Source organism: Corallococcus sp. AB049A (genome assembly GCF_003668885.1).
GTDB classification, from domain to species: Bacteria; Myxococcota; Myxococcia; order Myxococcales; family Myxococcaceae; genus Corallococcus; species Corallococcus interemptor.
Window position 1 is genome coordinate 20647 of record NZ_RAWL01000029.1, and the last position, 16177, is coordinate 36823.

13 protein-coding genes are annotated in these 16177 nt (G+C 70.8%); 5 read left to right on the plus strand and 8 right to left on the minus strand.

Translation table 11 applies throughout. From position 1 onward, the window contains the following. Positions 1-137: 137 nt before the first annotated feature. Positions 138-566, plus strand: a complete 429-nt coding sequence (locus tag D7X55_RS05325; RefSeq protein ID WP_120549934.1) for a hypothetical protein — start codon at positions 138-140, stop codon at positions 564-566. Here D7X55_RS05325 and D7X55_RS05330 read toward each other — a convergent pair. The 4 genes from D7X55_RS05330 to D7X55_RS05345 form a co-directional block, all read right to left on the minus strand. Next, on the minus strand, positions 563-1579 hold the full coding sequence (locus D7X55_RS05330; RefSeq protein WP_120549935.1) for an ABC transporter substrate-binding protein: 1017 nt from the start codon (positions 1577-1579) through the stop codon (positions 563-565). The two genes, D7X55_RS05325 and D7X55_RS05330, sit on opposite strands and share 4 nt — an antisense overlap. Positions 1580-1647: 68 nt before the next feature. Then, positions 1648-2409: an ABC transporter permease gene (locus tag D7X55_RS05335; RefSeq protein WP_120549936.1), complete on the minus strand. Its 762-nt coding sequence runs from the start codon at positions 2407-2409 to the stop codon at positions 1648-1650. Between the two features lie 13 nt (positions 2410-2422). Beyond that, positions 2423-3340, minus strand: coding sequence for an ABC transporter ATP-binding protein (locus D7X55_RS05340; RefSeq protein WP_121722419.1), 918 nt, complete (start codon positions 3338-3340; stop codon positions 2423-2425). Between the two features lie 145 nt (positions 3341-3485). Further along, positions 3486-4031 carry a hypothetical protein gene (locus D7X55_RS05345; RefSeq protein WP_121722420.1) on the minus strand — a complete coding sequence of 182 codons (546 nt, stop codon included), beginning with the start codon at positions 4029-4031 and terminating at the stop codon, positions 3486-3488. A gap of 133 nt (positions 4032-4164) precedes the next feature. On the opposite strand from D7X55_RS05345, the gene D7X55_RS05350 reads away from it, so the two are divergent. Genes D7X55_RS05350 through D7X55_RS05360 form a run of 3 tightly spaced genes read left to right on the plus strand, consistent with a single transcriptional unit; the run spans position 4165 to position 8284 of the window. Further along, positions 4165-5259: a glucose 1-dehydrogenase gene (locus D7X55_RS05350; RefSeq protein ID WP_120549939.1), complete on the plus strand. Its 1095-nt coding sequence runs from the start codon at positions 4165-4167 to the stop codon at positions 5257-5259. Beyond that, a complete protein-coding gene (locus D7X55_RS05355; protein WP_121722421.1) occupies positions 5256-7109 on the plus strand; it encodes a glycoside hydrolase family 15 protein in 1854 nt (617 codons plus the stop codon). Before D7X55_RS05350 ends, D7X55_RS05355 begins: the two co-directional genes overlap by 4 nt. Before the next feature lie 32 nt (positions 7110-7141). Then, positions 7142-8284: an App1 family protein gene (locus D7X55_RS05360; RefSeq protein WP_120549941.1), complete on the plus strand. Its 1143-nt coding sequence runs from the start codon at positions 7142-7144 to the stop codon at positions 8282-8284. Between the two features lie 240 nt (positions 8285-8524). Here the strand turns inward: D7X55_RS05360 and ppk1 are convergent, their stop codons facing one another. Beyond that, positions 8525-10690 (minus strand): polyphosphate kinase 1, encoded by a 2166-nt coding sequence (gene ppk1 / locus D7X55_RS05365; protein ID WP_121722422.1) that lies wholly within the window; start codon positions 10688-10690, stop codon positions 8525-8527. A 213-nt stretch (positions 10691-10903) separates the two neighbouring features. On the opposite strand from ppk1, the gene D7X55_RS05370 reads away from it, so the two are divergent. Then, positions 10904-11404 (plus strand): hypothetical protein, encoded by a 501-nt coding sequence (locus tag D7X55_RS05370; RefSeq protein ID WP_120549943.1) that lies wholly within the window; start codon positions 10904-10906, stop codon positions 11402-11404. A 23-nt stretch (positions 11405-11427) separates the two neighbouring features. On the opposite strand, the gene D7X55_RS05375 is transcribed toward D7X55_RS05370, so the two are convergent. From D7X55_RS05375 to D7X55_RS05385, 3 genes are all read right to left on the minus strand, one after another. Next, complete coding sequence (locus D7X55_RS05375; RefSeq protein ID WP_121722423.1) at positions 11428-12639, minus strand: peptidylprolyl isomerase; 1212 nt, start codon at positions 12637-12639, stop codon at positions 11428-11430. A gap of 153 nt (positions 12640-12792) precedes the next feature. Then, complete coding sequence (locus D7X55_RS05380) at positions 12793-13806, minus strand: hypothetical protein (RefSeq protein WP_120549945.1); 1014 nt, start codon at positions 13804-13806, stop codon at positions 12793-12795. 145 nt (positions 13807-13951) lie between these two features. After that, positions 13952-16177 (minus strand): tryptophan synthase alpha chain (locus tag D7X55_RS05385; protein WP_233609607.1); only part of this gene is annotated, 2226 nt, incomplete at its 5' end.

A 16177-nucleotide genomic window follows, 5' to 3' on the forward strand; every position in this document is an offset into this window, starting at 1 on the left:
TGCCGCGCGCACGGTCCGTGTTCCGCCCTGAACATTCAGTGCTGTCCACCCTACGTTGGGAAGTGACCCCGGGGGCAGCGCCCCCGTGACACGGAGGTGTCAGCATGATGCACGGATTCCCCCGGAATTGGCGAACCATGGCGTGGGCCGCACCGACGCTCGGCCTCTTGTTGTGCGCGGGGCCCGCCCTGGCGCGCGAGCCCCAGATTGGCGAAAGCGCCGCCGGTCCCGGCAACCAGTCGAACTACACCGAGCTTTCGAGCGAGAGCCCCTCCAACGCCGTGAGCACCGTGCCCACCACGTCGCCGGAGCTCATCTCCCCCAACCAGTCCGTGCGGCAAATCACGCCGGACCCGGACAAGGTGCGCCAGGTCAACGGGCCGGTGGTGAAGCGCTCCGGGATGATGCTGTACGTGCGCGACGTGACCGGGCCGGTGGTGCCGCTGGACATGAGCGCCCTGCGCATCCTCAAGCAGCCGGAGAAGGGCCAGCAGATCCAGGCCCTCTACCAGGTGGACAAGACGGACAACGTGGCCCTGTCCCTTCAGGGGGAGAAGCAAAACTAGTTCGGCTTCGCGCCGCCGCGCACCTCGTCCAGGACGCTCAGGTCCACCAGGCCCGCGATGTCGTCACCGGGGATGAAGCCCAGTGACTTCGCGTGCTCGGCGGAGGTCTTCAGCGCGGCGGGCACCGGGTCCAGGCCCGGCTCCAGGCGGGAGAACGCGTCCTGGAGCACGGGCGCCGGCAGGGGCTTGCGCGTGAGCTGACCGAAGGCGGCGTTCACCGACGTGGCGAAGGCCGCCGGGTCCGCGCGCCAGCGCTCGGTCAGCTGCGTGTGGATGCGCAAGAGCGCCGCGATGCGCGGGCGCTGCGTCTCCAGCACCTTCTTCGTCGTCACCACCACCGTGGTGGGGAAGCGCTTGTCCGGCCACAGCTCGCGCTCGTCCACCAGGATGTGGCCACCCCCTTCGGCGAGCATGCGCGCGCCCCAGGGCTCGGGCACCCACGCGCCTTCGATGGCGCCCTGGAGGTACTGGGCCAGGATGTCCGGGTTGCTGATGGGAATCACCTGCACGTCGCCGCCCGCGTCCGTGGCCAGGCTCAGCTTCTGGGCCTTGAGCCAGGTGCGCAGGGCGATGTCCTGCGTGTTGCCAAGTTGTGGGGTCGCCAGCTTCTTGCCCTTGAGCTCCGCGGCCGTCTTCACGTTCTTCACCACCAGCACCGCGCCGCCGTTCACCGCGCCCGCGATGATGCGCAGCTCCTTGCCGGCCTTGAGGTACGTGTTGATGGCGGGGCCCGGGCCCACGTAGGCCACGTCCACGGAGCCCGCCACCAGCGCCTCCATGGCCGCCGGGCCCGCGTTGAACTGCTTCACCTCCACGTGGCCCATGCCGGGCTGCGAGCCGAAGAGCCCTTCGGAGTTCGCCACCAGCGCCTGCGCATGCGTGATGTTGGGGAAGAAGGCGACGCGCAAGGGCGCGTTGGCGCCGGAGGGCGTGTCCTTCTTGCAGGACGTGACGGTGGTCAGGAGGACGGCGCAGACACCTACGAGCAGGGACAGCGGACGCGCGGAAGCCATGGTGCGTCACGCTAATGGAGATTCCCCGCCTGTTATCAATGCCCGTGAGTGCGCAAGCGTCGTGAGGCTCACACGGACGCCGTCAGCCCCCACCTGCGCCTCAGGCGCGTCTCCACCGTCTGGAAGAGGACGCGGTCCACCGTGATGCCAATGAGGATGATGGCCAGCATCACCGCCATCACCTGCGACACGTCCATCAGCTCGCGGCCCATGGTGAGCAGCTGGCCCAGGCCGCCGGAGACGAAGAGCAGCTCGCCCGCGAGCAGCGCGCGCCACGCGAAGCTCCAGCCCAGCTTCAGGCCGGTGACGATGCCGGGCAGCGCGCCGGGCAGGAGCACGCCGAAGTAGAAGCGCAGGCCCCGCACGCCCAGGGTGCTGGCCACGCGGGACAGCTGCGGGTCCAGGCCGTTGACCGCGTCCTCGGTGGCGATGGCGATGCCCAGCACGCTGCCCATCACCACCACGAAGAGGATGGCGCTGTCGTTGAGGCCGAACCACAGCAGGGCCAACGGCAGCCAGCAGATGGAGGGCAGCGCCTGCAGGCCCATCACCACCGGCTTCACCGCGTTGCGGAAGAAGGCCAGCCGGGCGATGCACAGCCCCAGCGGGACACCGATCCCCACGGACAGGACATAGGCGTGCGTCAGCCGGCCCAGGGAGCGCAGCGTGGCGCCGCCCAGCTGACCGTCGCGGGCCATGGCGACGAGCGTCCGGACCACCTCCAGCGGCCCGGGGAACAGGTGCTTGTTCCACATGCCCGAGCGCGACAGCCCCTCCCAGAGCGCGAAGAGCAGAACAATCATCCCCAGCTTCTGCGCCCACTTCAGCATGGTGGTGTTCCCTCTAACGGCCGCTCACGATGCTGGGGCGAGGCAGGCTGGACGGCGTGCGCGTGCGGCGCTGCACGGGCTCCGTGGGCGGAGCCTCCTCGGTGGCCCCTTCCGAGGCGCGCAGGCGGTGGCGGATGTCGCGCGCCATGGCGTCCAGGGACGGGTCCTCCAGCGAGCGCGGCATGGGCAGGTGGATTTCCAGGTCCTCCACCACGCGGCCCGGCCGGGGCGCCATCAGCACCACGCGGGTGCCCAGCATCAGCGCCTCCTGCACGTCGTGGGTGACGAACACCACGGTCTTGCCGGAGCGCATCCAGATGGATTGCAGCAGCTCCTGCATGTGCACGCGCGTCTGGGCGTCCAGCGCGCCAAAGGGCTCGTCCATCAGGAGCACGGTGGGGTCCACCGCGAGCGCCCGGGCGAGGCTGGCGCGCATCTTCATGCCGCCGGAGAGCTGGTGGGGCAGCGTGTCCTCGAAGCCCTCCAGGCGCACGCGCTGGATGAAGGCGTCCGCCCGCGGGCGGCGCTCGGCGCGGGGCACGCCCCGGGCGCCCAGCGCGAAGGTGATGTTGCCGCGCACGGTGAGCCACGGGAACAGCGCGGCCTCCTGGAACATCAGGAGCCGGTCCGGGCCGGGCCCGTGGATGTGCTTGCCGTCAATGGCCACGCGGCCGCCGGTGGGCACCACGTGGCCCGCCAGCGCGTAGAGCAGCGTGGACTTGCCGCAGCCGGAAGGGCCGAGCAGGCAGACGAACTCACCCGAGCGGACGTTGAGGTTCACGTCCTTCAGCGCCACGACCTTGTTGGCGTAGTGGTGGTCCAGCTGGGCGATGGAGATCTTCGCCCGCTCCGCTTCCACGTTCGCTGGCCGCAGGAATGAGGGCGCCACCCGGCGCAGGCCCCGCATCCGCTCGATGAGGCGTCGAAACATTCGCCAGAACCTATTCACCGGCCTCGCGGTCGCACAGGAGGGGGCTGGAAGCGGGCAGGCGCCTTTCACTGTAGGACAGGAAGTGAAGTCAAAGGCGCCCGGCCGGCTGCTTTCGGCGTCCTCTGTCGCCTGTCAGGGGCGCCTGTCAGGGGGCCGCGGCCCGCTCCGCCTTGCGGTGCGCCAGCGTGCGGGACAGCAGCCACAGGCTCAGGGCGAGCACGGCCAGGCCCACGACGGTGAAGGCGCCGCCCACGCGCAGCGAGGCCTTGCGGTCGTCCTGGAACACCGCGAGCACGTCCGTGCGGGGACCCGCGAGGTAGCGCCGCACGGTGTCCGCGAAGGACTGGGCCTCCTCCTGGGACTCCGTCCACTGGTAGGCGAGCGGCTGGACGCCGAAGGTCGTCTGCAGCTGGGGCCGGAAGATGGGCGCCGCGCCGCTGCGGGTGCTGCGGCTGCGGGCCACCTCCACGCCCTGGATGTCCGAGGGCGCGTAGCGGCCCACCTCCTCCTGGCCCAACCAGCTGGAGCGGATGAGGACACAGGGGCCCTGGGGTTCACAGCGCAGGTCCATGCGCGCCTTCTGGTTGAGGAAGAACACCCCCAGGACCAGGAAGGGCAGGGCGAGCATCAGGAAGGCCGTGGCACCGATGGCGGTGGCGCGGCTGCGTCGGGAGGCGGGGGGCGCACGCACGGCCTGGGTCTAACCCGCGCGCCTCGGGGTGTCGACCTCCAGGCAGGCGGACGGGCACTTGCGGCATGGGTCCCAAGTCCGCACCCCTTGTCCTGGGACATTCAGCACTTCGCCCGGAAGGAGCCATCCACCCATGAAGGCCGTGGCCATCATGTTCCCCTCGCGCGAGGTGCGCGTCCTCGATGTCGCCGAACCGAAGCTGCACTCGCCCACCCAGGTGAAGGTGCGCACGCTGGAGGTGGGCGTCTGCGGCACCGACCAGGACATCCTCAAGGGCCACCACGGCGAGGCGCCCAAGGGCGAGGACCACCTCATCCTGGGCCACGAGTGCCTGGGCGAGGTGATGGAGGTGGGCGCGCACGTGCAGGGGCTGAGGCCGGGGGACCTGGTGGTGCCCCGGGTGCGCAGGCCCTGTCCGCACGCGCACTGCCCCGCGTGCCGCCATGGCCACCCGGACTTCTGCGTGACGGGGGACTACACGGAGCGCGGCATCCAGGGCGCGCACGGCTTCTGCTCGGAGCACTTCGTGGAGGACGCGGCCTACCTGCACAAGGCGGAGGACTCCCTGCGCGGCGTGGCCGTGCTCACGGAGCCGCTCACCATCGCGGAGAAGGGCCTGCGCGAGGTCGCTCACATCCAGTCCCGCCTGCCGTGGAAGCTGAGCCCGGGCAAGGCGCTGGTGCTGGGCGCGGGGCCGGTGGCGCAGTTGGGCGCCATGGCGCTGATGCGCGCGGGCTTCGACGTGACGGTGTACTCGCGCAGCCCCAAGCCCAATGAGAAGGCCGCCGCGGCGGAGGCGATGGGCGCGCCGTACATCTCCTCCAAGGAGGTGACGGTGGAGGCCCTGAAGAAACAACTGGGCGGCGTGGACGTCATCTACGAGGCGACGGGGGCGTCGAAGGTGGCCTTCGACTCGCTCCAGGTGCTGGGGGAGAACGGCGTGCTCATCTTCACCGGCGTGCCCGGACGCGAGGAGCCGCTGGAGCTGCAGGGTGACCAGGTGATGGGGCAGCTGGTCCTGGGCAACCGGGTGATGTTCGGCACGGTGAACGCGTCCGACGGGGACTTTCGTGAGGCGCTGGAGGACCTGGCCCGCTTCCGCGCGAAGTGGCCGGGGAGACTGGAGGCGCTCATCACCCAGCGCCACCCGCCGTCGGAGTTCGCCAAGGTGGTGGAGGCGAAGGGCGGCATCAAGCACGTCATCTCGTTCCAGGAGCATGCCCGGTGAATCCCCACCACGAGGACCTGAAGGGCGGCATCGCCATTGAAGACCACGGCATCATCGGCGACCTGCGCACGGTGGCGTTGGTGGGCAACGAGGGCACCATCGACTGGCTGTGCTATCCGCACTTCGACAGCCCCAGCATCTTCGCGGCGCTGCTGGACCCGGAGAGGGGCGGGTACTGGCGCGTGTCCCCGGAGCCCGACGGGGTGATGAAGCGGCAGTTCTACTGGCCGGACACCAACGTGCTGGTGACGCGCTTCTACACGCCGGACGGCGTGGGAGAGCTCATCGACCTGATGCCCCTGGGCAAGGGGGCGAGGGCGGAGGGGCGCGAGGTGCTGCGGCGCATCCGCGTGGTGCGCGGGGTGATGTCCTTCCGCATGGAGTGCTTCCCCGCGTTCAACTACGCGCGGGACGAGCACGAGACGCACGTGGTGGACGGCGGCGCGGCCTTCCTCTCCAAGAGCCTGCGCATGCAGCTGGTGACGCCCATTCCCCTGAAGAAGGACAAGAACGGCGTCGTCGCGCACTTCACGCTGAAGGAGAGCCAGTCCGCGGTCTTCACCCTGCGCGAGGGCGGCAAGGAGGGCTGCCAGCACCACCTGCACACGCACGACTCCGCGGAGAAGCTCTTCCGGGACACGGTGGACTACTGGCGCCACTGGCTGTCCAGGTGCAAGTACACGGGGCGGTGGCGGGAGATGGTGCAGCGCTCGGCGCTGGCGCTGAAGCTGATGACCTTCGAGCCGTCCGGGGCCATCATCGCCGCGCCCACGTGCAGCCTGCCGGAGTCCCCCGGCGGCACGCGCAACTGGGACTACCGCTTCTGCTGGCTGAGGGACGCGGCGTTCACCGTCTACGCGTTCCTGCGCATCGGCTTCAACGAGGAGGCCGAGGCGTTCATGCGCTGGGTGGAGAAGCGCTGCGCGGAGAACGGGGACGGACCGCTGCCCCTGATGTTCCGCCTGGACGGCAGCCGGGTGCCGGACGAGGAGCAGCTGCATCACCTGCGCGGCTATGGCGGCGCGCGGCCGGTGCGCATTGGCAACGCGGCGGCGAACCAGCTGCAGCTGGACATCTACGGGGAGCTGATGGACTCCGTGTACCTGTCCAACAAGTACGCGGTGCCCATCTCGTATGACTTCTGGAGCCACCTGCGGCGGCTGGTGGACTGGGTGTGCGACCACTGGCGGATGGAGGACGAGGGCATCTGGGAGATCCGCGGGTCTCGCCGGCACTTCGTCTATTCGAAGCTGATGTGCTGGGTGGCGGTGGACCGGGCCATCCGGCTGGCGGACAAGCGCAGCCTGCCGGCGGACCGCGCGAAGTGGCTGAAGACGCGCGACACCATCTTCGAGGAGATCATGGACAAGGGCTGGTGCAAGGAGAAGGGCGCCTTCATCCAGGCCTATGGGCACGACGCGCTGGACGCGGCGAACCTCCTGATGCCGCTGGTGTTCTTCCTGTCACCGGTGGATCCGCGGATGCTCTCCACGCTGGACGTCCTCCGCAAGCCGCCGCGCGAGGGGGGCCTGACGTCGGACGGCCTGGTGTTCCGCTACGACACGGACACGAAGCTGGATGGGATTGAGGGCAGCGAAGGCACCTTCAACCTGTGCAGCTTCTGGCTGGTGGAGGCGATGACGCGCGCGAGCCCCGTGCGGCCGGACCTGCTGGACGAGGCGCGGCTCATCTTCGAGCGGATGCAGGGCTACGCGAACCACCTGGGGCTGTACGCGGAGCAGACGGGCATGTCCGGCGAGGCGATGGGCAACTTCCCGCAGGCGCTCACGCATCTGTCGCTCATCAGCGCCGCGTACAACCTGGACCGGACGTTGGGCCGCCACGATTGACGGAGGGGACGGTAGACTCGCGCACACCCGCCATGCCCGACCTGTACCCGCTGCTGTTCCGTTTCGCCGTCAAGGCGGATGCCCACTACGACGTGCTGAGCCGCCGCGTGCGCAAGGGGCTGGGCATCGCCCCGCCGCTGCGCATCCTGCCGTACCGGGGCTACGGCACCCCGGAGCGCGTGGTCATCAAGGCGCGCGTGCTGGAGGAGCGCAAGGTGACGCCCCAGCGCCAGCGCCACACGCTGTGGAGCAGCGCCGTGGCGTCCTACAAGCGCTACATGACGCGCGAAATCGCCAGCGCGCACGTGGCGGTGCGCTGGGGGGACAAGCGCTGGGAGGGCGTGACGGACGAGGAGGGCTTCCTCGAACTCTGGGTGCCGCCTCCGGAGGGCGTGCGCTCCGGCTGGCACATGGTGGAGCTGGAGCTGCTGTCGCCGGAGGCCGAAGGCGTGCCGCGCGTGTCCGCGCCGGTGCGGGTGGCGGGGACGAGCGCGGAGCTGGGCGTCATCAGCGACATCGACGACACGGTCATCGCCACGGGGGTGACGGATCCGCTCAAGCGCGCGTGGGCGCTGTTCCTCACGGAGCACCGGGTGCGGCTGCCCTTCCCGGGCGTGGACGCGTTCTACGCGGCGCTCCAGGCGGGCGCGAGCGGCACAGCGGACAACCCCATCTTCTACGTGTCCAGCAGCCCGTGGAACCTCTACGAGCACCTGGACGAGTTCCTCTCCATCCACCGCATCCCCATTGGTCCGCTGCTCCTGCGCGACTGGGGCCTGTCACGGCACGGCTTCGCGCCGGGCGGGGGGCACGGGCACAAGCTGGACAAGATTCGCGGCGTGCTGGAGACGCTGGCGCACCTGCCGTTCGTGTTGATTGGCGACAGCGGCCAGGAGGACGCGGAGCACTACCGCACCATCGTGCGCGAGTACCCGGGCCGCATCCGCTGCGTCTACATCCGCAACGTGCCGGGGAGCTCCAAGCGCGGCGAGGAGATGGCGGCCATCGCGAAGGACATCCGCGACGCGGGCAGTGAGCTGGTCGTCGTGGACGACACGGTGGCCGCCGCGAGACACGCCGCGCGCGCCGGGTGGATCCGCTGGGAGGAGGTCCCGGAGGTGGAGGCCCACCGCCGCGAGGACGCCGCGCGCAGCGCTTTGGGCGAGCGGGGCTGAAGATTTCCAACCGCACGTGTCACGGCGCGGTGACACGTGCGCATGGAACAGGTTGGCGCTTGAGGGTTGGGAGGGGGCTGTGGCATCGGACGCGGCGGCGTCCGTGTTCGCGCTGTCGCAGGACTCCAGCGATTACCCCTGGCAGGACCGGGGCACCGTGCCGTTCAGCACGATGTCCGGCCAGCTCTTCTTCTTCGACGCGCTGGACCCGCACCTGCCTGGTGAACCACGAGATTTGATTCAGGCCACGGGGCGCCCGCTCTGCATGTGCACCATGCGGACGGCGCGCTCCATGAGCTCTCCCTGGGCGGAGCGCTTGTCGTTGGGCGTGGCGGCGACTCTCCGCCGCCACGTGCCGTCCGCGCCCAGCTCCCACGCGCCGCTGGTGTCCACCATGCAGCGCTCCACCACGTCCTTCACCTGCGCGGCCAGGGCGGGGTCCTCCACCGGCGCCAATATCTCCACGCGGTGGTCCAGGTTGCGCGGCATCATGTCCGCGGATCCGATGTAGCACCGCGACGCCGCGCCCCGCTCGAAGGCGTAGATGCGCGGGTGCTCCAGGAAGCGGCCCAGGTTGGACACCACCCGGATGTGCTCCGACACACCCGGCACCCCCGGCCTCAGGCAGCAGATGCCTCGCACGTTGAGGTCCACGCGCACGCCCGCGCGGGACGCGTCGTAGAGCGCGCGGATGATGCCCGGGTCCACCAGCGCGTTCATCTTCATCATGATGCGCGCGGGCGTCTCCGGCGTGTGCGCCGCCTGCGTCTTCTTGATCTCCTCCAGCAGCCCCTCGCGCATGGTCAGCGGCGCCACCAGCAGCTTGCGGAAGGAGCGCGGCCGGCCAAAGCCGGTGAGGAAGTTGAAGACGTCCGCCACGTCCGCGCCTATGTCCGGGTCCGTGGTGAACAACCCCAGGTCCGTGTAGAGCCGCGCCGTCTTCGGGTTGTAGTTACCTGTTCCGATGTGCACGTAGTGCCGCACCCGCTCGCCCTCACGCCGCACGATGAGGATGGCCTTCGCGTGCGTCTTCAGGCTGGGAATCCCATACACGACGTGCACGCCCGCCTCTTCCAGCGCGTTCGCCCAGCGGATGTTGGTGCGCTCGTCGAAGCGTGCCTTGAGCTCCACCATGCACACCGCCTGCTTGCCGTGCTCCGTCGCGCGGATGAGCGCGGGCACCAGCGGTGAGCTGTCCGACGTGCGGTACACCGTCTGCTTCAGCGCCAGCACGTCCGGGTCCTCCACCGCCTCGCTCACGAAGCGCTCCACGGAGGAGGTGAAGGACTCGTAGGGGTGGTGCACCAGCAGATCGCCCCTGCGCATCGCGGACATCACCGTGCCCCCGCCGTCCGGGGAATCGGTGTCCGTGCGCAGCCGCGCCTGCGTCACCGGCGTCCAGGGCGGGTCGCGTTGCTCGGAGAAGCCGGGCGTCATCGCCAGCGACATCACGTCCGCCAGGTCCAGCAGGCCGTGCTCCTCGTACACCTGCCGGGGCTCCAGCGTCAGCGCCTCCACCAGCGGCTCCAGCAGCTTCGCGCTCATGCCCGCTTGAATCTCCAGGCGGATGACGTCCCCGAAGCGGCGCTGGCTCAGCTCCGTCTCCACCGCCTTGAGCAGGTCCTCGGCGTCCTCGGACACGGTGTAGTCCGCGTCGCGCGTGACGCGGAACAGGCTCCAGTTGAGGACCTCCATCCCGGGGAACAGGTCCCCCAGGTGCTGCGCGATGATCTCCTCCAGCGGCACGAAGAGCGCGCCCCCCTTGAGCGGCACGAAGCGGGGCAATATCTCCTTGGGCACCTTCACCCGCGCCACGCTCTCCTCCTCCGCCACCGGGTCTCGCAGCAGCACCGCGAGGCTCAGGGACAGGTTGGAGATGTACGGGAAGTGCCGCCCCAGCCCGATGGCCAGCGGCGTGAGCACGGGAAATATCTGTTCGCGGAAGCGCTGCTCCACCTGCGCGCGTTGATCCGCGTCCAGCTCCTTCATGGACAGGATGCGCAGGCCCTTCTCCGCCAGCGCGGGGCGCAGGGTCTTCTCGAAGCAGTCCGCGTGGCGGCGGCCCTGCTCCAGGATGCCCGTGTGCAGCTTGTCCAGCGTGTCACCGGGGGACGCGCCGTCCGGCACCAGGCGGCCCACGCGCGCGGCGATCTGCTCGTGCAGCCGCGCCACGCGGATCATGAAGAACTCATCCAGGTTGCGCGCGTAGATGGAGATGAACTTCAGCCGCTCCATCAGCGGCACTTCCGGCGACTCGGACAGCTGGAGCACCCGGTCGTTGAAGGCCAGCCACGACAGCTCCCGGTTGAAGAACAGGCCGCTGTCCGGCACCTCCGTGCCCGGGGGAACGACGTCCCGGTCCACGACCTTCTGCTGGGTGCCCTTGGCGGCCGCGCGCTTCGCCATGATGTGTGACTCCTCCCAAGATGAGCCTCAGGGTGTGCCCTCTAGCAGTCCCGCACCACGCCGATTGTGAACTCGCACGCCTGGACCAGAACCGGACATCCGGGCGTATCCCACCCTGGACGACCCCTGCAGTGGCCGGCGAGGCGGACGGGCTGTGGACTCCCCGGCAGTCCACCGCTTGAATCCGGCGGAGACTGACGGCATTCAAGGAGGGTGAGCACTCCCAACGCCCCGCTTCCAGCAGTCTCCGACGGTGCCCCCTCGGACACCTCCCCGGACGCCCTGTTCACGGCCTTCCGCGAGGGGTCCAGGAAGAAGTCCAGCCTCTTCACCTTCACCTGGTTCGTGGCCGCCGCGGTGCCGGTGGTGCTCGCCCTGGGCTTCTTCACCCTTTGGCGTGCAAACGGCACGTCCTTCTCCGTCGTGACGCCGCACGGCATCAAGGTGCTGCGCGCGGGGATGACGACCCAGGAGGTGGGGGGCCTGTTGGGCAACCCGCTCACGCTCCAGAAGCAGGGCGACCGGGACTGCTACCGCTACGGCCGGCCCAACTTCATCAACGAGGTCTTCGTCGTGTACTCGGTCTGCTACGAGCAGGGGCAGGTGCGCGATGTGCTCACGCACCAGTACTCGGCCTGGCAGATAGACCCCGCGACGGGGTCCTTCATCGCGCCGGGCCAGCAGCCGCCCGCGCCCAAGAACCCGGCGGGGTAGCCGCCGGGCTTAGGGGGCGCTCTTCAGGCGAGCGCCGCCTCGGCGCCCTCGAAGGTGACCTTCGCCTGGGTCATCACGTGCTCCACGGCGAGCAGGTGCCACGCGACGTCCATCATCTGGGCGGAGGCGGCCGGGTCCAGCAGGGACTCGCGCAGCTGCGCCTCGGTGATGCCGAAGGGCTCCGAGGACTCCTTGAGCAGCTCCAGCGCGTACTGCGGCGTGAGCTGGAGCTTGTCCCGCTGGGCGATGGCGCGCAGCACCAGGGCAATCTTGAGGCGGCGCTCCACGTCGTCGCGGATGCCCGGGTGGTGCATCCAGCCGTCCAGCGCCTCCTGCTGCTCTTCCAGGCTGAAGAACTTCTGCGCCAGCACCTCGCCTTCGGCCTGCTGCCAGCGGCGGCGGATCTCCTCGTCCACCAGGGCCTTGGGCACGGAGACGTCCGAGCGGGCGACGATTTCGTCCAGCACGCGGTTGCGCGCGTCCACCCAGAGCATGTCGGCCATCTCGCCCTCCATCTCCTCCACGATGGAGCTCATGACCTCCTCGTGCGTGGAGCCGCGGCCCAGGAGCTTCAGGAACGCGTCCGACTCCGTGTCCGGCATGCGCACCTCGCGCGCGCCCTTCACGTCCACCAGGAAGCGCGCGGGCATGCCGCGCAGCTGCTCCGCCGGGTAGTTGTCCGGCAGCACCAGCCCCACCTCCACGCTGTCGCCCACGCTGGCCTCCGCGATGACCTCCGCGAAGCCGGGCAGCATCACCTGGGGCGCCAGCTCCATCCAGAAGCCCATGCGGGTGCTCAGCGGGATGAGGCGGCCGTTGGCGTAACCCAGGATGTCCAGCTGGACGTCGTCGCCCATGGCCAGCGCTTCACCTTCCGCGCGCTGCCGGACCTCCGCCTTCGCGCGGGCCAGCTCGTGGAAGCGCTCCAGCAGGTCCTCTTCGGTGAGGTCCTCGCCCTGGGGCACGCGGATGTTGAGGTTCTCCAGCGAGGGAGCCTTCACGTCCGGCAGGTCCGCCTGGTGGCCCAGGCCGGGCGCCACGGGCAGCCGCTGCACCAGCTGCTGGACGGGAGCCGCTGGCGCCGGAGCGGCGGGCGCTTCCGGAGGCTTGGAGCTGGCCGGGGGCTTGGAGCTGGCGGCGGCGGACTTCGCCGGCTTCGCCGGGGCGGAAGACGGGCCGGACGCCTTGGCGGCGGGAGCCGGCGACTTCGCGGGGGGATTCTTCTTCGTGGCCACCGGAGGGCCTCCTGGCAGGTAGCGACCGTGGTCCCAGAGGGGATTGAAACGAGTGCGTCTCACACGGTCACGGTGCCTACCAGAAAAGGCCCCCCTGGGGACATCCCCGGGCGTCGAGTCGCCCGGGGCCCTTCGAATCACTTCGGTCCGGCACTACCCGAACAGGCCGCCCACGAAGCTGGAGACGGCGGAGACGGCGGCGCCCACCTGGCTGACCACCGGGATGTTGGTGGCGGCGGCGATGGAGCCCACGGCGGTGATGACGCCCGTGACCTTCTTGGTGGTGCTGGCGTTCGGGTCGCGCAGGGTGGAGACCGCGTTCGCCGTGTCGAAGGCGGCGATGGCGATGTTCGCGCCCGGGGCGAAGCGGCCGGCGGCCTTGGCCAGGGTGCCCCCGGCGGCCTTGGCGGCGGCGGTCGCACCGGCCTTGGCGGCGGCCTTGCCACCCTCGGACAGCGCGGCGCGGGCGGCGGCGCGGGACGCGGTGCCCGTGGCGGCCTTCAGGGCCACGCCGGACTCGCTGACGGCGGTCTTCAGGGCGGAGCGCACGCCGCTCTTGATGGCGGAGGAAGCGCCACCCTCGAAGGCGGCCTTGGCGGCGGCACCGGCGGCGGCGCGGGCCAGCTTGGGGCCGGCGCCGGGGACCGCGGCCTTGAAGGCGCCGCTGGCGGCCTTGTACGCGCTGCCGAACTTGTTCACGTCGCGGGCAATCTCCAGGCCGCCCTTGACGGTGCTGACCACGCCCTTGCCGGCGGTGGCGACGGAGCCCAGCGCCTTGTTCCAGTCCTCGCTGGAGCCGGAGCGCACGGCGTTGCGCACGTCGGAGATGGCCGTGCCGGCCTGGCCCACCAGCTTCGCGGCGCTGGTGATGGTGCCGAAGGCCTTGCCCGCGATGCCCAGCTTGCCCTTGAGGTCGAGCTTGGTCTTCGGGTCCATGGCCTTGGAGACCATCTTGTCGACGTTGCCCTTCAACGTCGCCTTGAAGCCGTCCGTCTTCAGGCTCTTGACGTTGTCGAAGCCGTCCTTCACGGCCGTCTTCACCTTCGTGAAGGTGTCGTAGCCCTTCTTCGCCTGCGTCCCGATGTCCTTCGCCGCCTTGATGGGGTCCTGCTGGACGTGGCGGATGGTGTTGGAGACGGCACTGCGGGCGCGGTCGATCAGGCTCATGTGGGGCTCCCTCGTCGGAGTTCGAGGAAAATGGATGGGGCTGCTGACGTCTTGCCGGGATTATCGCACCGGCCGTCGATCAGTTGCGTAGCACCTCACATGAACCGAGAAGGTGGGTCCCGGACCCCGGTCCTGGCACACCGCGTCAGCGGCAGTCGGGGTCCGCGTCGTCGGCCCGGCCATCCGCGTCGTTGTCCGCGCCGTCGTGGCAGTGGCCGGCCTCGGAGGGGAGCCATTCGGTGACGTGGAGGGTGTAGCGGATGGGGGTGTCCCGGTCCGGCCGGGCCATGCCGTCCACCACCACCAGCACGGACTGCCCCTGGGCCAGGGTGAGCTTCAGCGCGGGGGCGTCCTTTGTCGTGGGATGTGGGTGCGCGGCGCAGCCCAGCTCCGTGCCCCGGCAGCCGGTGAGGAGGTACAGGGCATGGGCGCCCGCGTCCGGGTCTCCGGCGGGCGAGGTGTCGAAGACGAAGGTGCCGTCCTTCGGCGCCGTCCACAGGTGGGCGCGGTCCTGCTGGAGCAGCGCGCCGCAGGTGCCCTGGAAGCCGTCGCCGGAGAGGGCCGTCTCGCCCTGGAAGGTGAGGGGCAGGGCGCTGCCCAGGTCGTGGTGGGCGCAGCCCTGGCCCTTGCAGCGGGGGTCGTCCCGGCACTCGGTGTCCGCGCAGTCCACCCAGCGGTCCCCGTCGTTGTCCATGTTGTCGAAGCAGGCGCCGGCCTCGGTGGAGCGCAGCTCATCAATATGGAGCTGGAAGGAGCCCTCCGTGAAGGACCCGCCGGCCACGGCGTCCACCGTCACCAGGACGCGCTGGCCCTGCGTCAGCGTCACCGTCACCCGGGCCCCGCCGCCGTAGCTGATGCCGTCCGTGGCGCACGCGAGCTCCTGGCCGCCGCAGCCGTCCGCGTACACGGCGAGGACGGAGCGGATCGCCGAGCGTGCCGTGTCGAAGGTGAAGGTGCCGGAGCGCGGCGCCGTCCACAGGTAGCCCCGGTCCGGAGCGCCCGAGCCCCCGCGGGACGCGGCGTGGTCGTCCCGGGCCTCCACGGTGGAGCCCGTCAGCGACACCGGCAGCGCGCTGCCCAGGTCCCGGTCCACGCACGTGGGCTCCGGGGGCGCGCAGACGTTGGGCACGCCCGTGCCGCCGCAGGTCTCCGGCGCGGTGCAGGTGCCACACTCCAGCGTGCCGCCGCAGCCATCCGCCACCGCGCCGCACGTCGCGCCCAGGAAGCCGCAGGTGGCCGGCCGGCATCCCGGCGTCGCGCAGACGTTGGGCACGCCGCCCGCGCCGCAGGCCTGGCCCTCCCCGCACGCGCCACATTGGAGGACCCCGCCGCAGCCGTCCGCGACCTGGCCGCAGTCCTTGCCCAGGGACTCGCAGGTGGCCGGCGTGCACACGGACTTCGCGCAGACGTTGGGCATGCCCGCGCCGCCGCACGTCTCCGCCCCGAGGCAGCCGCCGCACTCCAGCACCGCGCCGCAGCCGTCGGACACGCGGCCGCAGTTCGCGCCCAGGGCCGCGCAGGTCGTGGGGACGCAGGTGCCGGCGCCGCAGACGTTGGCCTGTCCGGCGCCGCCGCACGTCGCGTCGGCGGCGCACGCCCCGCACTCCAGGACGCCGCCGCAGCCGTCCATCACCTCGCCGCAGTTGGTGCCCAGCGTGGCGCAGGTGGCCGCCTGGCACAGCGGGGCGGCGCAGACGTTGGCCACGCCTCCCGCGCCGCAGGTCTGCCCCTCGGCGCACGCGCCGCACTCCAGGACGCCGCCGCACCCGTCGGACACGGGGCCGCAGTCCTTGCCCAGCGCCTGGCAGGTGGTGGGGACGCACGGGGCGCGGCCGCACACGTTGGCGGTGCCGCCTCCGCCGCACGTCTCGTCCGGCCCGCACGCACCACACTCCAGGACGCGGCCGCAGCCGTCCGCGACCTGCCCGCAGTTCTTCCCGGATGCCTCGCAGGTGGTGGGCACGCAGGCCGGAGGCCCGCAGGCATTGGGCACCCCGGCGCCGCCGCAGAACTCGGGCGTCGCGCAGGTGCCGCAGTCCAGCACGCTGCCGCAGCCGTCCGGCAGCGGCCCGCAGGTGGCGCCCCGCGCCGCGCAGGTGGTGGGGACGCAGGGCAGGGGGCCGCAGACGTTGGGCACGCCGCCCCCGCCGCAGGCCTCTCCTTCCGCGCACTCACCGCAGTGCAGCGTGCCGCCGCACCCGTCGATGGCGTAGCCGCAGTCCAGGCCCTGGGACTCGCACGTCATGGGCATGCAGAAGGACGGAGGGCCCGCGCCCAGCAGCCCCGAGGATGACTCCTCCGGCAGGGTCCGGCCGCACGCCGCCCACAGCACCAGCAGGCACACCCATCCCGCCCATCCGCCCGTCCGCCC